Source organism: Rhodoligotrophos defluvii (assembly GCF_005281615.1).
In the GTDB taxonomy this organism is placed as follows: Bacteria; Pseudomonadota; Alphaproteobacteria; order Rhizobiales; family Im1; genus Rhodoligotrophos; species Rhodoligotrophos defluvii.
This window is the reverse complement of sequence record NZ_SZZM01000007.1, coordinates 21,980-46,056: the sequence shown is the minus strand read 5'-3', so window position 1 is coordinate 46,056 and position 24,077 is coordinate 21,980. Positions and strand designations below refer to the sequence as shown.

21 protein-coding genes are annotated in these 24,077 nt (G+C 64.1%); 5 read left to right on the top strand and 16 right to left on the bottom strand.

All coding sequences use genetic code 11. From position 1 onward, the window contains the following. Positions 1 to 22 precede the first annotated feature (22 nt). The 3 genes from E4P09_RS22820 (at position 23) to E4P09_RS22810 (ending at position 2,864) form a co-directional block, all read left to right on the top strand. Entirely contained in the window at positions 23 to 1,042 is a 1,020-nt protein-coding gene (locus tag E4P09_RS22820; protein ID WP_137391964.1) for an extracellular solute-binding protein, read from the top strand. Positions 1,043 to 1,113: 71 nt separating this feature from the next. Further along, the gene (locus E4P09_RS22815) at positions 1,114 to 2,031 is read left to right on the top strand and encodes an ABC transporter permease (RefSeq protein ID WP_137391963.1); all 918 of its coding nucleotides are present in this window, start codon (positions 1,114 to 1,116) and stop codon (positions 2,029 to 2,031) included. 2 nt (positions 2,032 to 2,033) lie between these two features. Continuing rightward, a complete protein-coding gene (locus E4P09_RS22810) occupies positions 2,034 to 2,864 on the top strand; it encodes an ABC transporter permease (protein WP_137391962.1) in 831 nt (276 codons plus the stop codon). Positions 2,865 to 2,874: 10 nt separating this feature from the next. On the opposite strand, the gene E4P09_RS22805 is transcribed toward E4P09_RS22810, so the two are convergent. From E4P09_RS22805 to E4P09_RS22745, 13 genes are all read right to left on the bottom strand, one after another. Next, positions 2,875 to 5,250, bottom strand: coding sequence for an FAD-dependent oxidoreductase (locus E4P09_RS22805; RefSeq protein ID WP_137391961.1), 2,376 nt, complete (start codon positions 5,248 to 5,250; stop codon positions 2,875 to 2,877). Continuing rightward, entirely contained in the window at positions 5,247 to 7,526 is a 2,280-nt protein-coding gene (locus tag E4P09_RS22800; protein ID WP_137391960.1) for a xanthine dehydrogenase family protein molybdopterin-binding subunit, read from the bottom strand. The genes E4P09_RS22805 and E4P09_RS22800 overlap by 4 nt, the downstream gene beginning before the upstream one ends. A gap of 17 nt (positions 7,527 to 7,543) precedes the next feature. After that, entirely contained in the window at positions 7,544 to 8,311 is a 768-nt protein-coding gene (locus E4P09_RS22795) for an SDR family NAD(P)-dependent oxidoreductase (protein ID WP_137391959.1), read from the bottom strand. Then, positions 8,308 to 9,249: an aminotransferase class IV gene (locus E4P09_RS22790; protein ID WP_137391958.1), complete on the bottom strand. Its 942-nt coding sequence runs from the start codon at positions 9,247 to 9,249 to the stop codon at positions 8,308 to 8,310. Before E4P09_RS22790 ends, E4P09_RS22795 begins: the two co-directional genes overlap by 4 nt. Before the next feature lie 17 nt (positions 9,250 to 9,266). Further along, positions 9,267 to 11,336 carry a hydantoinase/oxoprolinase family protein gene (locus E4P09_RS22785; protein ID WP_137391957.1) on the bottom strand — a complete coding sequence of 690 codons (2,070 nt, stop codon included), beginning with the start codon at positions 11,334 to 11,336 and terminating at the stop codon, positions 9,267 to 9,269. Next, on the bottom strand, positions 11,333 to 13,156 hold the full coding sequence (locus E4P09_RS22780; protein WP_239025328.1) for a hydantoinase B/oxoprolinase family protein: 1,824 nt from the start codon (positions 13,154 to 13,156) through the stop codon (positions 11,333 to 11,335). The genes E4P09_RS22785 and E4P09_RS22780 overlap by 4 nt, the downstream gene beginning before the upstream one ends. Before the next feature lie 112 nt (positions 13,157 to 13,268). Then, positions 13,269 to 14,177, bottom strand: a complete 909-nt coding sequence (locus E4P09_RS22775; RefSeq protein ID WP_137391956.1) for a LysR family transcriptional regulator — start codon at positions 14,175 to 14,177, stop codon at positions 13,269 to 13,271. A 239-nt stretch (positions 14,178 to 14,416) separates the two neighbouring features. Beyond that, positions 14,417 to 15,031 (bottom strand): NIPSNAP family protein, encoded by a 615-nt coding sequence (locus tag E4P09_RS22770; RefSeq protein WP_137391955.1) that lies wholly within the window; start codon positions 15,029 to 15,031, stop codon positions 14,417 to 14,419. Between the two features lie 11 nt (positions 15,032 to 15,042). Further along, positions 15,043 to 15,918 carry an N-acyl homoserine lactonase family protein gene (locus E4P09_RS22765; RefSeq protein ID WP_137391954.1) on the bottom strand — a complete coding sequence of 292 codons (876 nt, stop codon included), beginning with the start codon at positions 15,916 to 15,918 and terminating at the stop codon, positions 15,043 to 15,045. 15 nt (positions 15,919 to 15,933) lie between these two features. Further along, complete coding sequence (locus tag E4P09_RS22760) at positions 15,934 to 16,452, bottom strand: hypothetical protein (RefSeq protein ID WP_137391953.1); 519 nt, start codon at positions 16,450 to 16,452, stop codon at positions 15,934 to 15,936. Positions 16,453 to 16,456: 4 nt separating this feature from the next. Further along, positions 16,457 to 17,341, bottom strand: a complete 885-nt coding sequence (locus tag E4P09_RS22755; protein WP_137391952.1) for a polysaccharide deacetylase family protein — start codon at positions 17,339 to 17,341, stop codon at positions 16,457 to 16,459. Between the two features lie 118 nt (positions 17,342 to 17,459). Beyond that, positions 17,460 to 17,864, bottom strand: a complete 405-nt coding sequence (locus E4P09_RS22750) for a (R)-mandelonitrile lyase (RefSeq protein ID WP_137391951.1) — start codon at positions 17,862 to 17,864, stop codon at positions 17,460 to 17,462. 58 nt (positions 17,865 to 17,922) lie between these two features. Continuing rightward, entirely contained in the window at positions 17,923 to 18,822 is a 900-nt protein-coding gene (locus E4P09_RS22745) for an NAD(P)-dependent oxidoreductase (protein WP_137391950.1), read from the bottom strand. Positions 18,823 to 19,008: 186 nt separating this feature from the next. Here E4P09_RS22745 and E4P09_RS22740 point away from each other — a divergent pair, with 186 nt between their 5' ends. Both E4P09_RS22740 and E4P09_RS22735 read left to right on the top strand, forming a co-directional pair. Next, positions 19,009 to 19,902, top strand: coding sequence for a LysR family transcriptional regulator (locus E4P09_RS22740; protein WP_137391949.1), 894 nt, complete (start codon positions 19,009 to 19,011; stop codon positions 19,900 to 19,902). Positions 19,903 to 20,039: 137 nt separating this feature from the next. After that, positions 20,040 to 20,465, top strand: coding sequence for a GlcG/HbpS family heme-binding protein (locus E4P09_RS22735; RefSeq protein WP_137392129.1), 426 nt, complete (start codon positions 20,040 to 20,042; stop codon positions 20,463 to 20,465). Between the two features lie 88 nt (positions 20,466 to 20,553). Here E4P09_RS22735 and E4P09_RS22730 read toward each other — a convergent pair whose 3' ends face one another. From E4P09_RS22730 to E4P09_RS22720, 3 genes are all read right to left on the bottom strand, one after another. Then, positions 20,554 to 21,945, bottom strand: coding sequence for a TRAP transporter large permease (locus E4P09_RS22730; RefSeq protein WP_137391948.1), 1,392 nt, complete (start codon positions 21,943 to 21,945; stop codon positions 20,554 to 20,556). Further along, on the bottom strand, positions 21,945 to 22,550 hold the full coding sequence (locus E4P09_RS22725; protein WP_137391947.1) for a TRAP transporter small permease subunit: 606 nt from the start codon (positions 22,548 to 22,550) through the stop codon (positions 21,945 to 21,947). The genes E4P09_RS22730 and E4P09_RS22725 overlap by 1 nt, the downstream gene beginning before the upstream one ends. Positions 22,551 to 22,629: 79 nt before the next feature. Continuing rightward, complete coding sequence (locus tag E4P09_RS22720) at positions 22,630 to 23,727, bottom strand: TRAP transporter substrate-binding protein (protein ID WP_137391946.1); 1,098 nt, start codon at positions 23,725 to 23,727, stop codon at positions 22,630 to 22,632. Between the last annotated feature and the right edge of the window lie 350 nt (positions 23,728 to 24,077).

Below are 24,077 nucleotides of genomic sequence, written 5' to 3'. Positions count from 1 at the left end.
GAACATATGGGAAGGAGTTCACATGCCTAGAATCGCACTCGCCATCGCGCTCGCGTCGTCCACAGCATTATCTCTCGTCGGGACGGCATCGGCGGAACCTGCCAAGACCCTGCGCATCCTGACCGCCGGCGGCGAATGGACGGATGCCGTGCAGAAATGCGTCGATAAGCCATTCGAGGAGAAATACGGCATCAAGGTCGAAGTCGACACACCGGCCGGCTACGCCAAGCTCGCCGGTCTTGCCCAGTCCGGCAATGTGAACGTGGCTCTTGTGGACCTTGAGACCACGGAGCTGGAGCGCGCACATGCCACGGGGCTGCTCGACCCGATCGACTGGGAGAAGGTGAAACCCTTCGAGATGTTCCCGGATGCCAAGAAGCCCTACGGCTTCGCCAGCACTTACTTCTCGACCATCATGGCGTGGCGGCCCGACGCGAAGGCACCGAAGAACTGGCAGGAATTCTTCGACACGGTCAACTTCCCGGGAAAACGTGCGCTGCCCGACTATCCCGGATACGTGCTTGCCTTCGCCGCCCTGGCCGATGGCGTGGAGCCGGCCAAGCTGTTCCCGCTCGATCTCGACCGCGCCTTCAAGACACTCAACCGGGTGAAGAAGGACGTGATCTGGTGGACGGCGGGCGGGCAGGCCCCTCAGCTTCTGCAGGACAACGAGGCGCAATATGCCATCGGCTGGTCCGGCCGCCTCGTTTCGAAGCCGGAGATCAAGCATTCCTTCAACCAGGGCATGCTCGACACCTCCTGGTGGGGGGCGCCGAAGGGCGCGGACCCGGCCATGCAGGAGGCTGCTTGGCTCTATCTCCACGAATATTCCGATCCGCAGAAACAGGCCTGCGTGGCGCAGCATATTAGCTATACCGGACCGAGCCCTGAGCTCGACCCGCTGCTGCCGAAGGACAAGCTGTCCCAGTTCCCGAACTACAAGGCTAACCGCGACGTGCAGTTCGTGACCGACGGCAAGTGGTGGTACGATAACGCCGCGACCGTGGAGAAGCGCTGGCAGGAATTCAAACTGTCGCAGTGATAAAGACCGAGCCGCCTGCTCGGCTCGAGCCGGGCGGGCGCCAGCCCACGAACGCAGCCAATGGACGATTGATGACCGACCTGCAAACGGCCGCGGAGGCGGGCACCGTCGGAATTGAGCGGGACCGGCCGGCCCAGCGGCCGCGCAGGCGGGATAAGGTGTTCGGCTTTGGTTTCGTCGTGCCGCTGCTCGCCTTCATCACCCTGGCGTTCAACCTGCCGCTTCTGCTCACCGCGGCGTGGAGCTTGGTGGACCCGGTCAGCGGCAGCCTCACCATTGCCCATTATGTCGAGTTCGCGACCTCCTCCATCTATTGGACGGTGATCGCCCGCACCGCCCGGGTCGCCTTCATCGTCTCGGTTCTCTGCGCAGTCATCGGCTATCCGCTCGCCTATTGGATGACGCTCCTGTCGCGGCGCGGGCAGGTCATCGCGCTCGCCATCATCGTCACCTCGTTCTGGGTCAGCATTCTCGTCAGGACCTATGCGTGGATCGTGGTGCTCGGCAACGCGGGCCTGGTCAACCGCGCATTGCAATATCTCGGAGTGATCGACCGGCCGATCGAGTTCCTCTATGGCGAGCTCGGCGTGATCATCGGCATGGTCAATGTGCTGCTGCCTTTCATGCTGCTGCCGCTCTATGCAGCCATGCGCCAGGTTGATCCGCGGCTGCGCGCAGTCGCCTATACGCTGGGCGCGAGCCAGGGCGAATTCTTCCGCCGGGTGTTTTTCCCCCTGTCACTGCCGGCACTGAGCGCTTCCTTCGTGCTGGTCTTCATCTTGAGCCTCGGCTTCTACATCACCCCGGCGATCCTCGGCGGAGGACGGGTGCCCCTCATCGCCAACATGCTCGATATCCTCATCAACCGGTTCCCTCGCTGGAACCTGGCCTCCGCCATGTCGGTCGTTCTGTTGGTGCTGACGCTGGTGCTTTACGGGGTCTATCAACGGCTGCGGAGCCGCCGCGGCGCCGCCAGCGGGCAGGGCTGAACATGAGCAGCGAACGTCTCCCCATACAAGGCGGATCGAGGGTCGCGTCCTCCGCCCTCGCGGTGACCGGCAGCGCGGTCTTGGCCTTTCTCGCATTGCCGATCATCATCGTGGTGCCGATGTCCTTCTCCAGCGCGGAATCCCTGCGCTTTCCCCCACCCGGCTTTTCTCTGCGATGGTACGAGGCGTTTTTCGGCGATCCGCAATGGCTGGAGGCGGCCGTCAACTCGCTGGTGATCGGCGTCACGTCGAGCAGCCTGGCGCTGATCCTAGGCACCCTTGCCGCCTACGGTCTGGTCCGCGGCACGTTTCTGGGGCGCAGCGCGCTCGAGGCTAATTTCATTATGCCGATGGTGATCCCGCCGGTGATCATCGCGGTGGCACTGTATATCTTCTTTGCGAAGCTGAGCATACTCGGTGCGTATTGGGCGTTGATCGTCGCTCATATCGTGGTGGCGACCCCTTACGTGGTCCTGCTCATGTCGCTCGCCATCCGCGCCTTCGACATTAGGGTTGAGCAGGTCGCGCTGACGCTTGGCGCCAGTCATATGCAGATGCTGACGCGGGTGCTTCTGCCCAACATCCTGCCCAATGCGACCGCCGCCTGGCTGTTCGCCTTTGTCATCAGTTTCGACGAGGTGGTGGTCACGCTGTTCGTCGCCGGCACCCATTTCACGGTGCCAAAGCGGATGTTCAACCAGCTGGTGCTGCAGATCAATCCGACGATCACGGCGATTGCCACGCTGCTGATCGCCTTCAGCATCATCGCGGTGGCGATCGGCGCCTGGCTGACCAAGGGTGCCGGCCTGCAGTCTGGCGAGGAGAAGGGTTAAGAGCGGGTGGTCAGCTCCGCACGGGCGTGCAGCGGGCCGGCACCGGCCCGCCGGGGATGTCGAGCTCGAAGGAGCTCCCCGCGAACCAGCCGTCATCGATCCCATCGAGGTCCGATACATAGCCGAGCGCCACGGGCACGCCGTCGGTTGCCGACCAGGCGCCTGACGTGGTGAGGCCCACCGGCTGGCCGTTGCGCAGGATGCCTTCCTGGCCGTAGAGCGCGGAATGATCCTCCAGCATGGCTACGCGGACCAGCCGGCTGCGCAAAGTGGTGTCCTGGTCGCGCAGCGCCTGTTCTCGTCCGATGAAGTCTGCCTCGTTCCAGTCGATCAGATGTTCCACGCCCGCCTCTCGGGGCGTGACGGTGTCGGATAGTTCGGACGGCCATGCCGGGGACGCCGCGCGGATGCGCAGCGCCTCCAGCGCGTTGGCCCCGGCAAGGCGAACGGAACCGCCAGCCGCCGCCTGCAAGGCCTCGAACGCATGGGCGGCGAATTCCGCCGGCAGCACCAGAAGCCACGCGCCCGGCAGGTATCCCTCGACCCGAGCCGCGATGGCCGGAGCATAGCCAATCTCGATCCGCGCCACCGGGTGGTCGAGATTGCGGGCGCCGGCCTCTGCCAGAACGGACGAGGCCCTCGGACCGGACAGGAGGAAGATTGCGTGCGCGGAGCTGGCGTCGCGGAGGATCACCTCTTCTCCCGAGCGCAGATAGCGCTTCATCCAGGCGCCATGCAGCCGCTCGGATCCGGGCGCCGAGATCACGAGAGAGCGCGTCCCCTCCAGCGGCAGGACCGCGACGGAGGCATGGATGCGGCCGCGTTCATTGAGCCAGAGCGCCTGCCACAGCCCCCGCCCTCGCGGAGAGGCGGACAGCCGGTCCATCAGGGTGAAAGCGCCGGCGCCGCTCACCTCGATCTTGGCCGCGGCGGAAAGGTCGAACAGCGCGAGGCTCTCTTGCGCCGCCCTGCCCTCTTCCGCCGCCCAGGACACCCAGCTCTGCCGGCCGAAGCTGTAGTTCATCTCGCGCGGCGCTCCGGCCGGTGCATAGACCAGGGGCACTTCCCATCCCGCGCGACTGCCCATGATGGCCCCGGCAGCGACATGCCGGTCGTGGAGGGGCATGCGCCGCGCCCCACGCCCGGAAGTATATTCGCGGTTGGGAAAGCCGACATCGTAGAGCACGCCGAGCGCTTCCACCGTGCGGTGGCGCAGGAAATTGCGACTGGACTGGAACGGCGACATCCTGGCGACGTCGAACTCGGCAAAGCCCTCGGGCCGGCGCCGTTCCGATATCCACTCGGCCAGCATGCGGCCCACCGCCCCACCCGACATCACGCCGACGGTGTTCATGCCGCAGGCCACGAACAGGTTGCCGAGTTCCGGCGTTTCGCCCACCAGGGCGTTCCCGTCCGGCGTGAAGCTCTCCGGGCCGTTGAAGAACAGCTGGATGCCGGCTTTTTCCAGCAGGGGAAACCGGGCGATCGCCGCCGTCAGTATGGGTTCGAAATGCTCGAGATCCGGAGGTAAGGAATCGAAGCAGAATTCTTTGGGGATGCCATCGAGCGCCCAAGGCTTCGCGCGCTTTTCCAGGCATCCGAACAAGAGCTTGCCCGCATCCTCCTTGTAATACGTGCTCTCATCGGGTACGCGGATGAAGGGCATGGAGGGCTGCAGGCCTTCGATCGTCTCCGTCACCGCATAGAAGTGCTCGGCCGCCTGCAGGGGCAGGCTGACGCCATAGCGCGCGGCAAAGGCGCGGCTCCACATGCCCGCCGCCAGCACCACCACCTCGGCGCGGACCGGCCCTTGTGTGGTCTCCACGCCGCGCACCTTGCCGTCGGCGACCGCAAGCCCGGTAACCTCCACATTTTCCACGATCTTCGCGCCGCCCATGCGGGCGCCCTTGGCCAGCGCCTGGGTTGTGTCGATCGGGTTGGTGCGGCCATCCGTTGGGAGATAGAGGCCGGCCAAAGCGTCGTCGGTGCGCACCTGGGGGCAGCGCTTCGTGATCTCCGAAACCGAGATCATCTCGGCCTCCTGGCCGAAGGCGCGCGCCAGAACCGCCGCGCGTTCCATCTCGCTCAGCCGCTCCTTGTTGAGCGCGAGCATGATCGAGCCGGTTTTCTTATAGCCGGTCGCCTGCCCCGTCTCGGCTTCGAGGCTGCGATAGAGCTCGGCCGTGTAGCGGGCGAGCTCGGTCATGCGGCGATTGCCGCGCAGTTCCGCCACCGAGCCGACGGAGTGCCAGGTGGTGCCGCAGCACAGCTGCCGCCGCTCCAGCAGCAGCGTGTCGGAAATGCCGATCTTGGCCAGGTGATAGGCGATGGAACATCCGATGATGCCGCCACCAATGATGACGACATCGGCCCGTTCGGGGATCATGGCTGAAACTCCGGCAGGTTGTTCAGGGCGCGCCAGACCCGTTCCGGCGTGGCGGGCATGTCGATCCGATCATGGCCGATCGCATCGGCGAGGGCATTGATCACCGCCGCGGGGGCGCCGATGCACCCGATCTCGCCCGCGCCCTTCATGCCCAGCATGTTGTTGCCGGTCGGCAGATCGGCGGCGTCGAGCGTGAACATCGGCAGGTCGTCGGCGCGGGGCAGACAATAATCCATCAGCGTGCCCGAGAGCATCTGGCCCGTCTGCGGATCGTATCGGACATATTCGTGCAGCGCCTGGCCGATGCCCTGGGCCATCCCGCCATGCACCTGCCCCTCGACGAGCTGCGGGTTAAGCCTGCGGCCCACATCGTCGACACCCACGAACCGATCGATCGCCACGGCGCCCGTCGCCGGATCCACCTCCACCTCGCAGACATAGGCGCCGTTCGGAATGGTCAGGATATTGCCCTCCAGCGCCGCCTCGCCCGCGCAGCCGTCCTCCCCACGGGTGGCAAGCTCCTTGGCCAGGGTGAAGAGATGGATGCGGCGGTCGGTGCCCGCAATACGGAAGTGGCCGGCCTCATAGACCACATCCTCCACCAGGGCCTCCAGATGATCGGCCGCCCGGTGCCGCGCCTTGTCCAGCATCGCTTCCGTGGCGCGCAGAATGGTGATGCCGCCGACCTGCAACGAAGATGATCCGGCGGTGGGGCCGCCCGTCTCGGCGCGGGTGCTGTCGCCCTGCTCGATACGGACTTCGTTGAGTGCGATGCCGAGCCGCTCGGCCGTAAGCTGTGCCAGGCTCGTCTCGTGGCCTTGGCCCGATGACTGGAGGCCTGTCTCCACGACCACAAGCCCTGCCGAGTCGAGACGCACGCGGGATACTTCCTGCGACGTAACGCCGGTGGTATGCAGATAGAGCCCGAGCCCCCTGCCCCGGCGTCTCCCCCGGCTCTCGCTCACCGATCGGCGCGCCGGGAAGTCCTCCCAGCCGGCAAGCTCAAGGGCCTTGTCCATGACGGCCGAGAAATCCGCGCTGTCATAGACATAGCCATTGGCGGCGCGGTAGGGCATCTTTGCTGCCGGGATGAGATTGCGGCGGCGGAATTCAATGGGATCAAGGCCGGTTTCACGGGCCGCGCGCTCGACCAGACGCTCCAGCAGGTAGATGGATTCGGGCTTGCCCGACCCGCGATAGGCATCGGTCGGTGCGGTGTTCGTATAGCGGGCGCGCACGGTCAGGTGGACGGCCTGGAAGTCATAGGGCCCGCACATGGTGGCGGCGAACCCGACCGTCGGCGACGATGGACCGATGGCCGAGGCATAGGCGCCGAGGTTGGCAAAGGTTTCGACCTTGAGGCCGAGAATGCGAGCATCCCCATCCAGCGCCAGCTGTGCTTTCATCACGTGATCGCGCCCGGCAATGTCGGTGAGCTGGTTTTCCGAGCGGGAAGCGATCCAGCGCACCGGGCGGCCAAGCACACGCGCGGCGAACAGCAGCGCCGTCTGCTCCGGCATGCTCACGAGCTTTGCCCCGAAGCTGCCGCCCACGTCGTTGGTCACCACGCGCAGCCGCTCCAGCTCGATCCCCAGCGTCGGCGCGACGAGTCGCCGGATCAGGTGGACGCCCTGGCTCGGCGCCCACAGCGTGTATTGCCCGCTTGCCGCGTCATAGGCCGCCACCGCCCCGCGCGGCTCCAGTGGACTGATCAGCACCCGATTGTTGACCGCCTCGATCTCGACGATCCGCGCGGCCTGGCGAAACGCCGCTTCCGTCCGCTCCCGGTCGCCCTTCTCCCAGTCGAAAGCACGCTCGCCGCTCTGGCGAGCATCGATCGTCGCGGGGAGTTCTTCGTAATCCGCCTCCACGAGATCGACGGCTTCGATCGCGGCCAGCTCGCTCTCGGCGATGATGAGCGCAACCGCCTCGCCCCCATGGCGAACGGCGTCGACCGCGATCGCATGGCGGACTGGCGCCCAGAACGGCGTGCCGTCGGCGCTGTCCGTCGCCCGCACGCATGGGAGCGGCAGGACGCCGCCCGCCACGAGGTCCCGTCCGGAGAAGGCCGCAATCACCCCTGGCGCCATTCGCGCCGCCTCAAGGTTCAGCGCGCGGATATGGCCGTGGGCTATGGGAGAGCGGACGAACGCCGCGTGGACCGCGCCCTCGATCCGCAGATCGGCGACATAGAGCCCCCTGCCAGTGACGAAGCGCTCATCCTCCACGCGAGGCAGCGAGACACCGATCAGGCTTTGCCGGGGCGCGGCGGTCATCGGCCCGATCCGGAGGGTCAATGGATGAACGAGGCGCCGGTGACGTCGATCGTCGTGCCGGACGAATACCGCGCCCTGCCGCTCGCGCAGAACACCACCACATTGGCCACGTCCTGCGGCGTGCCGAAATGGCCGAAGGGAATCTCGGACAGCATCTCCTCCGCGCCATAGATGTTCAGCATGTCGTCGGCCTGCTTGGTGTTGATGACCCCGACGCAGAGGATGTAGGTCTGGATGTTGTCCTTGGCATAGAAGCGGGCGATGCCGCGCAGCAGCGAGTTCATGCCGCCCTTGGACGCGCCATCGTGGAAGAAGTCGGGCCGGTCACCCCGCACCGCGATGCGCGCCGATATGCCGATGATGATGCCGCCGCCCGTCTCCTGGAAGTGCAGCACGGCCATGCGGGAGAGATGGGCGGTGGCCACCAGATTGACCCGCAGCGTGTAGATCCAGTGCTCGTCCCACTCTTTGCTGGGCGCCGTTATGGGTACCGGCTGCCGGACGGCGGCATTGTTCACCAGCACATCGATACGGCCCTTCCAGGCCACCGCCTCGGCCCAGAGCCGATCAAGATCCTCCCAGCGGTCCATATACGCCTGGACCGGGAGGCATCGGTCGCGGCCGAGCTCGTCGGCGATCGCCTCCGCCCGCTCGCGGCTCGAGGTATAGTTCAGCACCACATTGGCGCCTTCGGCCACGAGGCCGCGCACGATCCCCTCGCCGATGCCGCGCGAGCCGCCGGTCACCAGCACCGTCTTGCCCTTCAGGTCGATGAAATCGCTCATGCGCTCCTCCTTGCACGCTGGCGCTCGGCATGCCACGCCCGCGCCTCGCGCTCCATTGTCTCGACCAGCAGCCGGCCGAATTTCTTGGCAATCGGCCCCGGCTGGCCAGAACCGATCTTGCGCCCGGCAATCTCGACCATGGGTACCGCAAGCTCGAGGGTCGAGCAGATGAAGACCTCGTCGGCCGCGCTCAGGCTGAAGATGTCGAAAAGCTCTTCCGAGACCTCGTGCCCCTCGGCGCGGGCGATTTCGATGACCACCGAGCGGGTGATACCCGGCAGGATGTCGCGGTTGAGCGGTGCTGTGAACAGGCGCCCGTCCTTCACACCGAAGACATTGTAGGCGATGCCTTCCGTGACGAAGCCCTCCCGGTCGACCGCGATGCCGATATCAGCCTCGGACGAGGTGACCTCGATCGCGCCGAGCACGCTGTTGAGATAATTGCAGTGCTTGGTGCCGGAAGGCAGCGAGGCGGAGGGCACGCGCGGCCTCGACAGCACGATGGCGCGCAGGCCGCTCTCCATCTTCTCCGCGATCAGGCCCTTGTAGTAATCCTTGAAGCCGACGATGGGGATGATCGTCACATTCGGCTCGGCCTTGCGAAGGAGCCGCGGCTCCCATTTGATTGACGATATGCCCTCACCCCGGCTGATCTGCAGCCTGAGATAACCATCCTCCATGGCGTTCTCGGCGATCGTCTGCTCGATCAGCGCCGCCCAGCCTTCGTCGTCATGGGGGTTGGCGATGCGCAGATAGGCAAGGCCATCCCTCAGCCGGTCGAGATGCGGCTTGAGGCGAAATGGCGCTCGCGCCCACACGGCGATGCCCTCGAAGACGCCATCGCCATAGAGGAAGCAGCGGTCGAAGACCGATACCGTCGCCTCCTTCTCGGGAAGGAAGCGACCATTGAGATAGATTGTGGTTTCACGCGCGCTCATCTTGGCCTCCCCGGGCCTCAGGAGAGATCGATCCACAGGCTGCCATTGGCGGTCACCGAAGCTGCGGTCGAGGGATAGAGCACCACCGTCGTCAGCGGCTGATCGATCAAGGCGGGCCCCTCTATGCGCATCCCCGGTGCAAGGCGCGTTCCATCGAAGACCGGGACCTTCGCCCGGCCGCCGACTTCGCGCATATAGACCGAGCGTGGCGCCTTGCGTGCGGCTTCGAGGCTGCCGTCGCGCGCCGTCTCATGCTCCAGGCGGCCGGTGGGAAGCCTGCCCACGGCGATCGCCGACCATTCGGTGAACTCGACCGGATCGGTGCTGCGCACGAAATAATGCCGCTCGTGCAGCCGGTGAAAATCCTCGATCAGGGCGGCAAGGGCCGCATCGTCCTTGATCCGCGCATTCGCGAGATTGAGCGTGAGCTGCCAGACCTGGCCACGATAGCGCGCCTCGACCGAGAAGCGCACTTCGCGCGCCTGCTCGGACACGTTCATACGGTCGAGATAGGCGCGGGCCTCGGCGTCGAGCGCTGCCAGTGTATCGTTCACGGCGGCATAGTCGAACCGGTCGGTGGTGGCAGGCAGGCTGCGCGAAAAGGTCGACCGGATGTCGCTCACCAGAATGCCGAAGGCGCTGAGGACGCCCGCCACCGGCGGCACGACCACCCGACGGATGCCGAGCTCGCGGGCGATCGGCACCGCATGCAGACCGGCCGCGGCCCCGCCCGCCACCATGACATATTCGCGCGGGTCAACACCCTGGCGGATGGTGATGTCCTCGATGGCGGCGACCATGTTCTGCTCGACGGTGAGCCCGATCAGGCTTGCGGCCTCGTCCACCGAGAGGTCCAGCGGCTGCGCAACATCGGCTTCGATGGCCGCCACCGCGCGCTCCGGCGCAAGCGCCATGGTGCCGCCGGCAAAGCTCGACGCATCGAGGAAACCGCGCACCAGGTTTGCGTCCGTCACCGTGGCCCGGGTCCCACCACGCCCATAGCAGGCGGGCCCAGGAATGGAGCGGGCGCTTTCCGGGCCCACATGAATGAAGCCGCCCGCATCCACCCGGGCGATGGAGCCGCCGCCGGCGCCGATGGTCTTCACCTCCACCGATGGAACCCCGAAGGCGTGCCCGGCAATCACGCCTTCCCGGTGCATGGGGATTTCCCAATCGTTGATGATGCTGATGTCGAAGCTGGTGCCGCCCATGTCGACGACGATCGCATTGCAGGTCTCGGCCGCTTCCGCCCGAAGGCTGGAGCGGGCCGCTTCGGGCGCGGCGGAGGGGCCGGACAGGCACAGATTGATTGGTCGCGCCATCACCTCCTCGCCCGACGTCTGGCCGCCGGACGAGGTGACCAGTGTCAGCACGCCGGTCAGCCCCGCCGCGCGCAGGTTTTCCTCCAGCTCGCTCACCGCGCGCTTCACCAGCGGCTTCAACGAAGCATCGATGGCGGTTGCCGAGGTGCGGCGGTACTCGCGCAAGGTGGGGCTGGTGCGATGGCTGAGGCTGTAGGGGATCTCCGGCCAGTGCTCATCGAGCAGCGCGCCGATGCGCAGCTCGTGATCGGGATTGGCGATGGACCAGAGCAGGGCGACGGCGATGGATTCCACCTCCTGCGCCTTCAGTCGGTTGATCACCTCGGCCACGTGGCCTTCATCAAGCGGCAGCTCGATGCCCCCTTCCGCATTCACCCGCTCACGCACGCCGAAGGTCAGGTGTCGCGGGATATAGGGCTGGGGATAGTCCACCGCGATGGCGTAGGTGTCCTGCTTGCCGCCTTCACGGATCAGCAGCGTGTCGCGGAACCCTTCCGTGCAGATGAGGCCGGTGCGGGCATAGGTCCCCTCTAGGATCGCATTGGTCGCCGCCGTCGTGCCGCAGGCGAATTTGGAGCAGGCCGAGAGCAGGCGACGGCGCTCCAGCCCATAGGCACGGGCGACCAGGTCGAGCCCGTTCAGGATCCCATCGACGATCCGTCCGGGGGTCGTCGGCGCCTTGAAGGCGCGCACACGACCGCTCGTTTCCCGCAAGACGAGATCGGTGAAGGTGCCGCCCACATCGACTGCGATCTCGATGGTCATAGCTCGGCTCCGCCACGTCTGAGGGCTTGGCGCAGGCTCTCCGTGGCCTCGGGATCGAAGCGTAGGCGTGAGCCTTCGGCGCGGATCGCCACCCCATAGATCTTCTCGGCGCGCTGGCGCGAGATGCGGCCGGCAAGCACAGCCTCAAGGACGCGCTCGGGATCGCGCGTCAGCGGGTCGCCATAGCCACCGCCGCCGCAGCCTTCCGAAAGCAGTTTCTCCCCCGGCATCAGCGTCGTATCCACGGAAATGGGCAGATCGTGCCGCTCACCCTCCGCATCGATGCGCGCGATCCGCATCGGCGCGGCCGGGTGGCCGTCGCGCACCCCTTGGGGCGGATGCGTCCGCGAGGCGGAGTTCACCATGAACCGCACCGCTCCCAGCCGCGGGCGGATGACGCACAGGGCCCCCGGCGCGCCTTCCCATTGGCCGGCGCCGGCCGAATCCTCCCGGACCTCGAGCTTTTCTATGATGATCGGCTGCTGCTGCTCGACCACCTCGACGCTGGATTGCCAGAGAATCCCCTGGGAAGCGCCGCTGCCATAGGTGAGCCAGCCGTCATGGCCGTGCATGGCCGGCCCGCCCCAATAGCCCATGATCAGCTGGTTCACGAACGACTTGCCCGGCACGCGCGGATCTTCGCCGCTGACCACGGCGCAGGAGCCGGGCATGCCGATGGTGCCATAGGCGGTGCCGAGGTCGCCGCCCAGCTCGGCAAACATCGATTGCAGATGTGGGATCAGGGCATGGCACAGATTGGTGGTCGCCGCTGACGTCGCGGCCGGAAAGCGCGGCTTGCCGATCGCCGCCCCTTCGCGCATCAGCAGCCGGATGCGGCGGAACGAGCCGGTACAGCGCGGCACGTCTGGACCGAGCACGTTCAGCACCGCGGTCATGCAGGCGGCAATGGTGGTGCTCTCGGTCATGTTGATGCCGAGCGGAAGATTGTCGACATTGTCGCGCAGATCCACGGTCACGAGCCCCGCATCCGGGTCAACCTCTATGGTCGCGCGGATCGGGATGCCATCCGGATAAAGCTCCGTTTCGGAGTCATAGAGCATTTCCTTGGTGACCTTGCCGCGCGGCAGCGCGCCGATGGCGCTGATGGCCACTTTCTCCGCATAGTCCTGGAAAGCATCGAGAAACGACTTCACGGTCGCGAAGCCGTATTTGGCGCACAAAGCGGCGAGCCGCGCCTCGCCCGTGCGCACCGCCGCCAGGACCGCGAGATAGTCCCCATAGAACTGCTGGGGCACGCGGATATTGGCCTTGCAGATATCGATCACCTCGGGGACGTCGCGGTAATCCTTCTGGATCCGCACGCAGGGCAGCATCAGCCCTTCCTCATACACGTCGCGCGACAACGGACCGTAGGTGGTGGGGGTGGGAAAGCCGATATCGCCGAGATGGGCACGGGCGATCACATAGAAGGCGATCTCGCCCTCCACGAAGACCGGCGCGCAGACCGTGAAATCCGCGCAATGGGTATTGCCGAGATAACCGCTATTGTTGACGAAGCAGTCGCCGGGATGGATATCGTCACCGAACTTTGCCGCGATCGCCCGGGGGATGAGGTCGATCGCGCCGACATGCACGGGCAGGCCGAGCGCAAGGCTGATCGACTGGAACTTCGCATCGGTGAGGCTGCAGGAGAAGTCCATGGCAGTGTTCAGCACGCCGGACCGGCCGGACCGAAACAGCGCGTTGATCATCTCACGGATGATGGCTTCGAACCGCCGGCGCAGCACCACCATCGTGAAGATGTCGACCGGCTCTTCGCCGGCCGAATGGCTGTTCTTCTGCACGCTCAGCTTCTGCACGCTCAAGCCCCCGCACATGGCCGGAGGCGGCGGCCTCCCGGGCATGGGCACTGTGCGTTAGCGCCCTGGAGCCAGTCGACTAATATCTTCTGATGTGGCGCATCATACCGCTTTATGTGGTCGCCTCGATGCCGCCCACCGCGATGATGGCCTCCTTCAGCGCCGCTATGAAATAGGGCGTCGCCGGGTGAGAAGACTTGTGCGCCTGGAATGTCGCGACCAGGGTTCGCCGGATCGTCGGCTCCACCAGCTTCAGGCTGCGCAGGCCGCTGGCTGTGTGCGTCGCCCCAATAGCCGAAGCCGGCAGGATCGTCGCCCATTCCGGATCGCGGATGGTTGCGAATACGGTCGCCAGGGAATCCACCTCCATCGCCGGCACGAAGTCCAGCCCTACCCGGTCGAATTCCGCTTCGAGCAGAATGCGGATCAGGTTCTTGGACGAGGGCACAACCAGCTTGAAGTCGAGCAGCTGCTTGCCGGTGATCATGTCGCCGGGAAAGGCTGCCTCCGTGCTGCCGACCACCCGCAGCTCTTCCGTGGCGATCGGCTGCCGGCGCAGGCGCTTGTCCTCCTCGTATTCACTCAAGATCGCGAAATCGAGATCACCCTGGAGCAGCCAGTCGACGAGGTGGGCGCTATAGCCCTCGTGCACCGCGAGATGCACGCCAGGATGCTTGGCGCGAAACTCGAGCAGCAGGGGCGCCAGAATGCCGTGGGCGATGGAGGGCGGCACGCCGACCGAAAGCCGGCCCGACAGCTTGCCCGAACCCTGCCGCAGGGTCTGGCGCACCTTCTCGACCTGGGCGAGGATCTCGATGCATGTCGGGTAGATCGCCGCGGCCGTGTCATTGGGAAACACGCCGGCCGACGTCCGCTCGAACAGCGTCACGCCGTAGTCCACCTCGATGCGCCGTATCTGCATGCTGACCGCGGGCTGCACCACGTGGAGCCGTCGCGCCGACTTGGTGATGCTCTTTTCTTCGTAGAGAGCAACGAAGTATTGGATCTGTCGTAGGTCCACGCAATTCTTCCCGACTTGGGACTATCGGTGAACGGAATTGCACTGGCGGTCAAGCGGGTTGTGAGATCGTGTTTTGAGCATTTTCGAGCGAAGTGGATACCGGTTCGCGTGAAGAAAATGCGACCCAGCAAGAACTTGAAGCGGATCCGCGATTCGAAGAAGAGCGGATGCGCTCTAGAGATTGCTCGCGAGTTGGGGTGGAGGTTGCATCGAGTGGTGAAGGGGCGAATGTATCGCTTTCACTTGATTGGCGAGAACGGGGCTGCCAGCAGAATTTTGCTCTCTTCGTCCATCGCCGGACTTTCTTCCGGCGGCGGCCAGATGCCCTGCTCCTCGGCCCGCTTCCGTATCACGTCTCGCTCATCGAGGCTTCTGTAGGCCCAGATGTGCATCCACCGGTTGAGGCCGCCAATATCGGATGAGAAGACGCCGATCAGGGGAGACAGCTCTGCACGAGCCGCGATCCTGTCCTTCCAGCGCTCGACCATGGTCGGAATGCTGAACGGCTTGAGCGTCGAGGTCCGCATCTCAAAAAACGGGCCATGGTCGGACGGATCGAGTGCAGGTGAAAATGGCAGGGCATCGAAGACTTCCGCCTTCATGTCCAGGATGAGATGTCCTGTCGCCGGGGGCCAGACGCCGGCCTTCACCGCTTCGGCGCGGATGCGTGTGCGCTCGAGCGCATTCTCGTAGGGCCACACATGGATGACCTCGTTGAGCGGCCCGATCTCGGTGTACCAGAACGCGGCAAGCTTGGAGAATTGCTCCCGTCGCGGCAGCGCATCGCCGAACAGCCCGAGGAATTCAGGAAGCGCACGAGGGCGGAGCCTGTAGGTGCGAAACTCGTAGATCATGATGGCCTCAGCTATGCGACCAGGCTCGTCTGGCCTGCACCGAGCGTCACCTCGACGATGTGCAGGCCCGCGGCTGTTCGACGGGAGGGAAATGCGTCCTTGAGGCGCGCCTCATGGACGGGGATGATCCGCCGCGGGTCCCCGCCCACCCGTGTCAGCATCTCGTCGGTGGCGAGGAGAAGATTGGTCTGGCTGCCGGTCGCCAGTCCGATCGGGAGATAGGAGGGGTCGTTCTCATCGCTGCCCACGAGGTTCTCGAACCGGTAGACGAGGTCGCCCGCCAGGATCCAGCCGTCGGAGCTCTCAGGTCTGCCGTCGTTGCGGACGAGAACGTATTGGCAGCCGGCCGTGTGCGTGTCGTGCGCCGGAAAGAGGTCGATCCCCGGCAGCACGTCCTCCCGCGCACCGTCGACGCATACGAGCCGGCCTTCCCGTGCCAGATTGACCGCCCGCATGATATCGTTGGCGTCGATGGCGGCGGTCAGCCAGCGGAACTTGCGGTCGAGGGCCATCGCCCAGATCCATTTCGAAAGCTCGCGCTCCTGCAGGTAGAAAACGGCGTTGGGGAAGTGTTCGGAGCCGCCGAAATGGTCGAAATGGGCGTGGGTGACGAACACATGGGAGACATCCTCGGGCGCCACGTCGCAGGCGCTCAGCACATCTCGCGGCGAATGCCAGTTCTCGATCCCAAAGCGATCGTTCAGCACCTTACCGTAGGCGGTGTTGTCATAACCGACATCCACCATGGCGACATGGCCATTGCCCTTGATGAGAACATAAGCGTAGGAGAAGCGGATGCTTTCGCCGAAGGCGCCGTGGACGGTGATCGCTTTCGGGAACTCGCTGGTATAGCCGTATTCCAGAACCCAGATTGAATAGGTGCCCATTGCCCCCTCTCGCGTCTAGGGCGCCTGTCGCCCGTGGTGGGCACAACACGCCTGGTTGAAGGCCACGACTTCGAATCCGGGAAGAGCGCCGGCCGTCCATTGCAATTCCTGCCAGCCGATGCGCAGCGGCGGCAGGACTCTGTCGACATCGACCACGCCCCCGGAGCATGCCGTCGCCCTCGCTTCGTTCAGCGCGCGTCCAATGAAGCTCACCGCCCGCAACATGTGCCGGTGGTGATGCGCCGCCTGCCGAGGGGACTTTGTCGAGCGGATAGCATCCACCGCCTCCTCGTAGGCCTGGCGGGCGAGCGCGAGCATCGGATGGTCCGGCGAAGCCGTTCGGCTCCCGGCCGCTGCCAGTGCAAGAATGCCGGCCACTTGCGCCGCAGCCTGTCTCAGCTGGTCGAACGGTTGCCGCATTGCGATCGCGTAGGCGGCGGTATCGTCGCCGACCGGGGCGGAGAGCACATCGCGAAGCCCGCCGTCGCCGCCCGGAGCGTCGACGTCCGGCAGGTCTTGCAGTTCAAGCGGCACCGCCTCAGCGCCCCTCGAATGGATGCCGGCGACGAAAGTCCTCGGCAACGTCCTCCATTGTCAGCCAGCGCACGCCGGGATGCGCGTTTATGTGCGAGATGAGGCGCTCGAGCACGAGGAGAAACTGAGGCCGGCCGGCGACATCGGGATGGATGGTGATCGGGAAGACAGCGTAATCCATTTCCCGATAGACCCAGTCGAACTGATCACGCCACAATTCCTCGATATCGCGAGGATTGAACCAGCCGCCGCTATTGGGTGCCTTCTTGATGAACATCAGGGGCGGCAAGTCGTCGAGATACCAGTTGGTCGGTATCTCGACCAGATCGATCTCCCGGCCATGCACCAGCGGCTTCATCCATTCCGCTGCTTGCTTGGAATGATCGACCTTGGTCCAGGCCTCTCCCGTGCGTGCATAGAAGGGCAGGAAATCGTGATAGGCCTGCGTGTGGCCATAAGCGAAGCCGTGCTTGAGGGCGAGGTCGAAAGTGTGGGCGGACGGCTCCCACCACGGCGCCGAGTAGCCGCGAGGCCTCCTGCCGGAGTACTTCTCGATCAACTCTATCGTCTTCTTGAGGATGTCTTCTTCCTGCTCGAGGCTAAGCCCGACAGGAGGCTCGTGCGAATAGCCATGGGCGCCGATTTCGTGCCCCGCGTCCGCGATCATCCTGGTGTGGTCGGGAAATGATTCGATCGTATGACCGGGAATGAACCAAGTCGCCTTGATGCCCAGCCTGTCGAAAAGCCTGAGCACTCTTGGGGTCCCGACCTCGACGGAGAAGACCCCGCGCTGGATGTCGTAGAGAGAGTCTGCCCCTCCCCAAGAACCGAGGAAACCAGCAACGGCGTCTACGTCGACGCTAAACGTGCATTGAATATTCTTTGGCATCGGCAATTCCTCCGCGAGAATACGAACTCTCCCCAGCGCGCTGCTTGAACAACGCGACGCTATCGCCGTCGTCTACTTTCGACAGTCACCCAGTTTTGAAATCGCGATTGCGCCGGCGTCAGGCCCCCGCAGCGCCGTATTGCTCGTCCGTCACATGCTCCATCCAGGTCACGTGGATGCCGTCGAGCGCCTCTTGGGTTGCGATATAGACCATGGTCGTCGTCGGGCTGGCACCGTGCCAGTGCTTTTCACCGGGAGGGATCCACACCACGTCTCCGGCGCGGATTTCCCGGATGTCACCACCCCAGCTCTGGACCCGGCCGATGCCGGACAAGACACACAATGTCTGGCCGAGGGGATGGGTGTGCCAGGCCGTCCGCGCGCCTGGCTCGAACCGGGCGAAGCCTGCGCATACCCGCGCCGGCGCCGGCGCCTCTATGATTTGCTCGCGCCAGACGGTACCGGTGAAGTGCTCCTCCGCACCACGGCGCGAGGGCCTCGTGCCTGCGGGGTAAATGTTCATTCTCAACTCCTCCTTGGCACGCTGGCCGTGCGGTCGGCGGGCTTTGCTTTACTGAGCGTCACGTGAGCGCGGCGGTGCGTTGCTCGATCGCACGGATCACCCCCACCATGTCGGTATCGCCCAGCCCCAGGGCGTGACTCTCCTGAAAGAGTGCATGGCACGTGTCCAGCAATGGCGACGCGATCTCGGCCTGGCGCGCGGCTTCGAAGATAAGCCGCACGTTTTCCATGACATTGGTGATGGATGCCTGCACGGCGAAATCCTGATCGAGAAGCTTTTTCGCCTTCACCCGTGACACGTCGCTGGCCAGGGGCCCGGCGTCGAGCACGGCCACGAATTGCGCAAGGTCGAGGCCATGGCGCGCCGCGAAATGTGTCGACTCGGCAAGCCCGGTCACGATAGCGGTCAAGAACAGGTTCACCGCCAGCTTCATATAGAGGGCGTTGGGCACAGGACCGCAGGCTATCGCGTTGCGGCACATCGGCGTGAGGAGTGGCCGCACTGTGGCCACCTCTTCTGGCCTTCCTGCTAGCATGGCCACGAGTTCCCCAGCCTCGGCGGGCTTGCGCGAACCGGACACCGGCGCCTCCACATAGGCCCCGCCCGCCGCATGAATGTCGCGCTCGAGCGCCCGCGAATAGGTGGGAGCCGTCGTGGCCATATTGACCAGCCTGCGGCCTTCAACCTTCTCGCCGAAAGCCGGATGACCGCGCGAAAGCACCGCATCCAGCGCCGCACCGTCCACAAGCATGGAAATCACGGTCTCGCACTTCCCGAAGACCTCGGCCGGGTCTCGGGCGACGGCGGCTCCAGCGTCAGCCAGCACGCCGCACTTCGATGGCGAACGGTTCCACACCAGCAGCGGTATGCCCGCCTTCACCATTCTCCGCGCCATCGGCTCGCCCATGGTGCCGAGCCCTATGAAGCCTATAGGCGTCCCCGTGGAATTCTGTGCCATGAGCTTCCCTTGCCGCCCGATCAGATTCGGTCGCGCACCGCGCGACCGCCTGATCCATCAGGGCTTCAGATCACGCGCCCAGCACCCTGGCGCTGGCAGTGATCTCCTTCTTGTCGAGGGATACTAGCGAAGGCAGATAATTTCGACTATCAGATAGATTTGAAGTGGTAATCCCGGAAAACGGAAATGAGACCCACCTTTGACATGGACGCTCTGCGCACGATGGTCGTCGGCATCGAGATGGGGAGCTTCGCGCGTGCCGCATCCTACCTCGGCCGATCGCAATCGGCAGTCAGCATGCAGTTGAAGAAGCTGGAGGAGCAGGCGAACCAGCCGTTGTTCCGTCGGCAAGGCCGCGGCCTTGTCACGACCGAGGCAGGCGAGGCACTCCTGACATATGCGCGCCGGATCATCGCGCTCAATGATGAAGCGGCCTTGTCGCTGGGCGCGACGACGGGTGAAGCGGCCGTACGGATGGGAATTCCCCAGGATTTCTTCGACGACCTCATGCCCGAAGCATTCTTGCGGTTTTCGCGCCACATGCCCGGCGTCCATCTGGAGGTCCGTGCGGGCCGAAACCACGCTTTGGAAGAGGAGGTGCGTGCCGGGCGCATCGATGTCGCCTTTGCCTATTTTCCGCAGGGCTCCGATACGCATGGCATCCATGTCGCATCGCTGCCGATGAAATGGTTCGGCGGCGAAAAATTGGCCAGGCCGCGGGATGGTGAGCCTATTCCGCTCGTGGTCTTCGACCACCCCTGCCTGTTCAGGCAGCTTACTCTACGCACGCTTGAGATAAGAAGGCTGCGCTGGCGTCTGGCGCTGACCACCCCGAGCCTTCCCGGCATATGGGCCGCCGTCCGCGCCTCGCACGGGATAACAGCCCGCGCGAGCCATCGGGTCCCGGACGGCATGCGCGATGTGGGCTCGGCATTCAACCTGCCCAAGCTGCCGTCCATCGAGCTGCGGATGCTCGAGGCGAGCCAGTTGTCTCCCGCTGCAATCGCTTTGCGCGACATCCTGTTCGAGCTCGTCAGCAGCCGTCACGCCCCGATGCAGCGGCAACGAGCTTTTGCCTAGGGACCGACCCGGAACGCTGCCGGGTTCGATGTTTGCGAATTGCAAAAGTCCGGTTTCAAATCTCTTCGATGGAAGAATTGCTTTCGGCCGTTATGATCGAAAGCAGTTTGGACCCGATAGAACGAGGAACGAAAGAGTTGAGCCGGCTGACGCTGCCTGATGCGAATCGCATTATCGAAACCGCCTTTCAGAAGGCCGCCGAACTGCGCTTGAAACCGCTGGGCGTCGTCGTGCTTGACGCAGGTGGCCACCTCATTGCTTTCCAACGTCAGGACGGTGCGTCAATGCTCCGCTTCGAGATCGCCTTCGGCAAGGCCTATGGCGCTTTGGCGATCGGTGTCGGATCGCGGACTGTTTCCCAGATGGCGATCGATCGCCCGCATTTCTTTCAAGGCCTTTCTGGCGTGTCCGGGGGAAAGATCGTCCCGGTGCCCGGCGGCGTTCTGGTGCGCAAGGACGGTGAGCTTCTCGGCGCAGTCGGCGTGACCGGCGATACCTCTGACAACGACGAGATCTGTGCGGTCGCCGGGATCAATACGGCAGGCTTCACCGCGGAGGCATAGAGCTGCCATTGCGTGCCCCGTGCCCATCATGGGGTGACGCCAGCGTCGCTGCAGCCGCGCGATTTCCACGACCGCTCACCCGATCCTTTCAACGATAGAGCCATTGCGGAAGCCAAGTCGCCAATTCCGGAAAGGCGAACATGGTGGCAATGGCAAACAGCTGCAAGCATGTGAAGGGAATGATCCCCTTGTAGATCATTCCGGTGGTCAAGCTCGCCGGCGCAACACCGCGCAGGTAGAAGAGCGCAAATCCAAAAGGCGGCGTGAGGAAGCTCGTTTGCAGGTTCACCCCGACCAGTACGCCCAGCCAAAGCGGGTCGACGCCCAAATGGAGCAGGATCGGCGCGGTGACGGGGATCACGATGAAGATGATCTCGAACGTGTCGAGGATGAAGCCCAACAGAAACATGATGAGCATCACCACCGCCACGGCGGCGATCTCCTTGCCCGGCAGGGCGGAAAGCAGCTCGTGAACCAGATTGTCGCCACCCATCAGGCGAAAGACGATCGAGAAGACCGACGCTCCGAACAGGATGACGAAGACCATGGATGTGATGGTGGCGGTCGAAATGGCCGCTTCGCGTAGCACCGTTAACGAGAGCCGCCACCGCAAGGCAGCGAGGACCATGGCTCCGACCGCGCCCACCGCTGCGGCTTCCGTTGCTGTCGCAATACCCCCAAGGATCGAGCCGAGCACCGCGACGATAAGCAGGAGTGGTGGCACGAGAGCGACCAGGACGTCTCGAAAGAGGTGCTTCCTTTCCTCCGCGGGTACGGGCGTTGCCGGACAGGATGCAGGCGCAACAATTGCCTTCAGGACCACCCAGGAGAGATAGAGCGAAACGAGGAGAAGACCAGGGAACAATGCTCCCGCGAAGAGGTCGCCAACGGAAATGGGGGTCGGGGCAAAATTGCCTTTGGTCATCTGCACCTGCGCATTGATGCCCGCCAGCATATCGCCCATGAAAATGAGCACGGTCGAGGGAGGAATGATCTGCCCCAGTGTTCCCGATGCGCAGATGACGCCGGAAGCCAGCTTCGGATCGTAGCCGGCCCGCAGCATCGCGGGGAGCGAAATCAGACCCATTGTCACGACCGTGGCGCCGACAACGCCCGTCGACGCCGCAAGCATGGCGCCGACGACGACCACCGATATGCCCAGGCCGCCGCGCAGATTGCCGAAGAGCTTGCCCATCGTGAGCAGCAGTTGCTCCGCGATCCGCGACCGTTCGAGCATGACGCCCATGAAGATGAATAGCGGAACCGCCACCAGCACTTCGTTGGTCATAAAACCGATATAGCGTGCGGCAAGGCTGCTGAAATTCGATGGATCGAACACGCCGAGAAAAGCGCCGGCCAAGCCAAACAGCAACGAGGCGCCGGCCAAGGAGAAGGCGACGGGAAACCCCAGCATGAGGAGGCCGATAATGCCGAAGAACATCAAGCCGGCGAGGATTTCGCCGAGGAGCACTGGCTGCATCAGTGAGAGCTCCCATTGTTCTCATATCGCAGCTCGGCGGGAAGCAGGTGTTCGCGCCCCGCGAAAACCAGGATGCTGCGAAGGGCAATCGCCATACCTTGCAGAGCAAGCAGGCCCGAGAAGACGAGAATGAAGCTTTTCAGGATGAACAATCCTGGCATCCCGCCGCCAATGGCGGAAGCTTCCTGGAGGCGCCATGACCGCGCTATGAACGGCCAGGCATAGACGGAAACCACCCAGCAGAAAGGCAGGAGAAACAGAACCACGCCAGTAAGGTCGATCAAGGCCTTGGTGAGGGTTGCCGCGGGACGGTAGAAAATATCGACCCGGACATGGTCATTGCGCAGCAGCGCATAGCCCGCAACCCCGGTGAACATCGCACCGTTGAGCCACACGTATAGGTCCTGCATCCAGATGTGGCTGGTCGCGAACACATAGCGCTGCACGACCACGGTGAAGCACACGAGAACGACGGCGAGCGACAGCCAGGACAATATGGTCCCGGCCCACCTGTTGACGGCGCAAATTGCGATGACGACCGCGACAGCCAGTTTGGCGAACAGGAAACTCCAAGTCCGCCTCTGCTGTGAACTGCATTCCTGCATGCGACGACAGCCCTCCCCTTGCAAGCAACCGAAGACATAAGCCCGGAGCGGCTCCGGGCCTTCAAATGTCGTTCAGTGCTCAGAGGGAAAAGTACCGTTCGCGTGCTTGGAGATAGGGCACTTCGGTGCGCTCGGCGCGCTCGCGCATGGTGGCCAGCGCGGAGATATAGCTCTCGGTCACCTTCTTGGTGAGCGGATCACTCGAGTCCCGCAACGCCGTTATGATTTCCGCCGAGGCCTTCGCCCCGGCCTTGAGAATCTCGTCCGGAAACTGAAGAACCTTGACGCCGTGTTCGCTGACAAGAGTGCGGAGCGCGCGCGGATCATTGACCTGGAAGTCGGCAGCCATCTGGTCGTATTCCGCTTGGCAGCAGTCTTTGATGATGGCCTGAAGATCGGCGGGCAAGGCCTGGAATTTCTCCTTGCTGACCACGAGCTCGGTCGCGACACCGGGTTCGACAAAGCTTGGGAGGTAGTAGTTCTTGCAGACCTGGTAGAGACCGAGAGCCAGGTCGTTGTAGGGCCCGACGAATTCAGCCGCGTCGAGGGCACCGGACTGCAGCGCTTGGAAAATTTCTCCCCCTGCCATGTTCGTCACCGTCGCCCCGAGCTTGGCCCACACCTGGCCGCCGAGACCAGGGCTGCGGAAACGCAGCCCCTGCAGGCTTTCGAGACCGTGGAGCTCCTTGCGGAACCAGCCGCCCGCCTGGGTTCCCGTGTCGCCCGACAGGAATCCTTGCACCCCGAACTGATCGTAAATCTCGTCCCATATCTCCTGACCGCCGAGATATTGGATCCAACCGGACAATTCGCGCGACGTCATTCCGTAAGGGACCCCAGTGAAGAAATTGAGACCCTGACTCTTGTTCTGCCAGTAATAGGCAGCGCCATGGCTCATTTCGGCCGAGCCGTCGATAACGGCATCCAGGGACTGGAGGGGCGGCACCAATTCGCCGGCAGAATACACCTGGATGGTCAGGCGACCGTCAGACGCCGCCGTGATGCGGTCGGCCAGCCGCTGGGCGCCAACCCCCATCCCGGGGAAGTTCTTCGGCCAGGTCGTGACCATTCGCCAAACCTGCTCCCCGCGCGCGATGGCCGGTGTGGCCAATGTAGCCGCCGAAACCGAGCCGATGGCGAGCGCGCCGGTCGCCGTGATGAAAGAACGCCGATCCATTTGGTCCCTCCCTGGTATCGAACCTGCGCCCGCGCCGCCCTCCACTGCGCTGCCACGTGCGCCTCAACGTGTTTGCATTAGATGAAGCGGAGATAGTCGGAGCATTTAGGCCTGTGCCTGCGACGTTGCCGTCGCCCGTCTGGTTGCCTCTGCTTCTTGAATAAATGGACTTAGCAAGAGGAGCCACTTCGCACTATCAGATAGATTTGAATTCACTCTTTTGGATATCGAAATTGAAACGGCTTCGCCGAGCGGGTTCACCCCTCATTATGTGCAACATAAAAACACTTTATTGGCGTTCGCCGCGGCGATGGCGAAATGCTTGGGGCATGGTGTTGAGGAACCTTCCG

What these genes read in the sequence shown, in the direction of transcription:
- E4P09_RS22795 (WP_137391959.1), bottom strand. Translation starts at nt 8,311, where the DNA reads ATGAGCGATTTCATCGACCTGAAGGGCAAGACGGTGCTGGTGACCGGC.
- E4P09_RS22815 (WP_137391963.1), top strand. Translation starts at nt 1,114, where the DNA reads ATGACCGACCTGCAAACGGCCGCGGAGGCGGGCACCGTCGGAATTGAG.
- E4P09_RS22750 (WP_137391951.1), bottom strand. Translation starts at nt 17,864, where the DNA reads ATGAACATTTACCCCGCAGGCACGAGGCCCTCGCGCCGTGGTGCGGAG.
- E4P09_RS22745 (WP_137391950.1), bottom strand. Translation starts at nt 18,822, where the DNA reads ATGGCACAGAATTCCACGGGGACGCCTATAGGCTTCATAGGGCTCGGC.
- E4P09_RS22805 (WP_137391961.1), bottom strand. Translation starts at nt 5,250, where the DNA reads ATGATCCCCGAACGGGCCGATGTCGTCATCATTGGTGGCGGCATCATC.
- E4P09_RS22790 (WP_137391958.1), bottom strand. Translation starts at nt 9,249, where the DNA reads ATGAGCGCGCGTGAAACCACAATCTATCTCAATGGTCGCTTCCTTCCC.
- E4P09_RS22740 (WP_137391949.1), top strand. Translation starts at nt 19,009, where the DNA reads ATGAGACCCACCTTTGACATGGACGCTCTGCGCACGATGGTCGTCGGC.
- E4P09_RS22725 (WP_137391947.1), bottom strand. Translation starts at nt 22,550, where the DNA reads ATGCAGGAATGCAGTTCACAGCAGAGGCGGACTTGGAGTTTCCTGTTC.
- E4P09_RS22785 (WP_137391957.1), bottom strand. Translation starts at nt 11,336, where the DNA reads ATGACCATCGAGATCGCAGTCGATGTGGGCGGCACCTTCACCGATCTC.
- E4P09_RS22770 (WP_137391955.1), bottom strand. Translation starts at nt 15,031, where the DNA reads ATGATCTACGAGTTTCGCACCTACAGGCTCCGCCCTCGTGCGCTTCCT.
- E4P09_RS22720 (WP_137391946.1), bottom strand. Translation starts at nt 23,727, where the DNA reads ATGGATCGGCGTTCTTTCATCACGGCGACCGGCGCGCTCGCCATCGGC.
- E4P09_RS22755 (WP_137391952.1), bottom strand. Translation starts at nt 17,341, where the DNA reads ATGCCAAAGAATATTCAATGCACGTTTAGCGTCGACGTAGACGCCGTT.
- E4P09_RS22765 (WP_137391954.1), bottom strand. Translation starts at nt 15,918, where the DNA reads ATGGGCACCTATTCAATCTGGGTTCTGGAATACGGCTATACCAGCGAG.
- E4P09_RS22730 (WP_137391948.1), bottom strand. Translation starts at nt 21,945, where the DNA reads ATGCAGCCAGTGCTCCTCGGCGAAATCCTCGCCGGCTTGATGTTCTTC.
- E4P09_RS22820 (WP_137391964.1), top strand. Translation starts at nt 23, where the DNA reads ATGCCTAGAATCGCACTCGCCATCGCGCTCGCGTCGTCCACAGCATTA.
- E4P09_RS22810 (WP_137391962.1), top strand. Translation starts at nt 2,034, where the DNA reads ATGAGCAGCGAACGTCTCCCCATACAAGGCGGATCGAGGGTCGCGTCC.
- E4P09_RS22800 (WP_137391960.1), bottom strand. Translation starts at nt 7,526, where the DNA reads ATGACCGCCGCGCCCCGGCAAAGCCTGATCGGTGTCTCGCTGCCTCGC.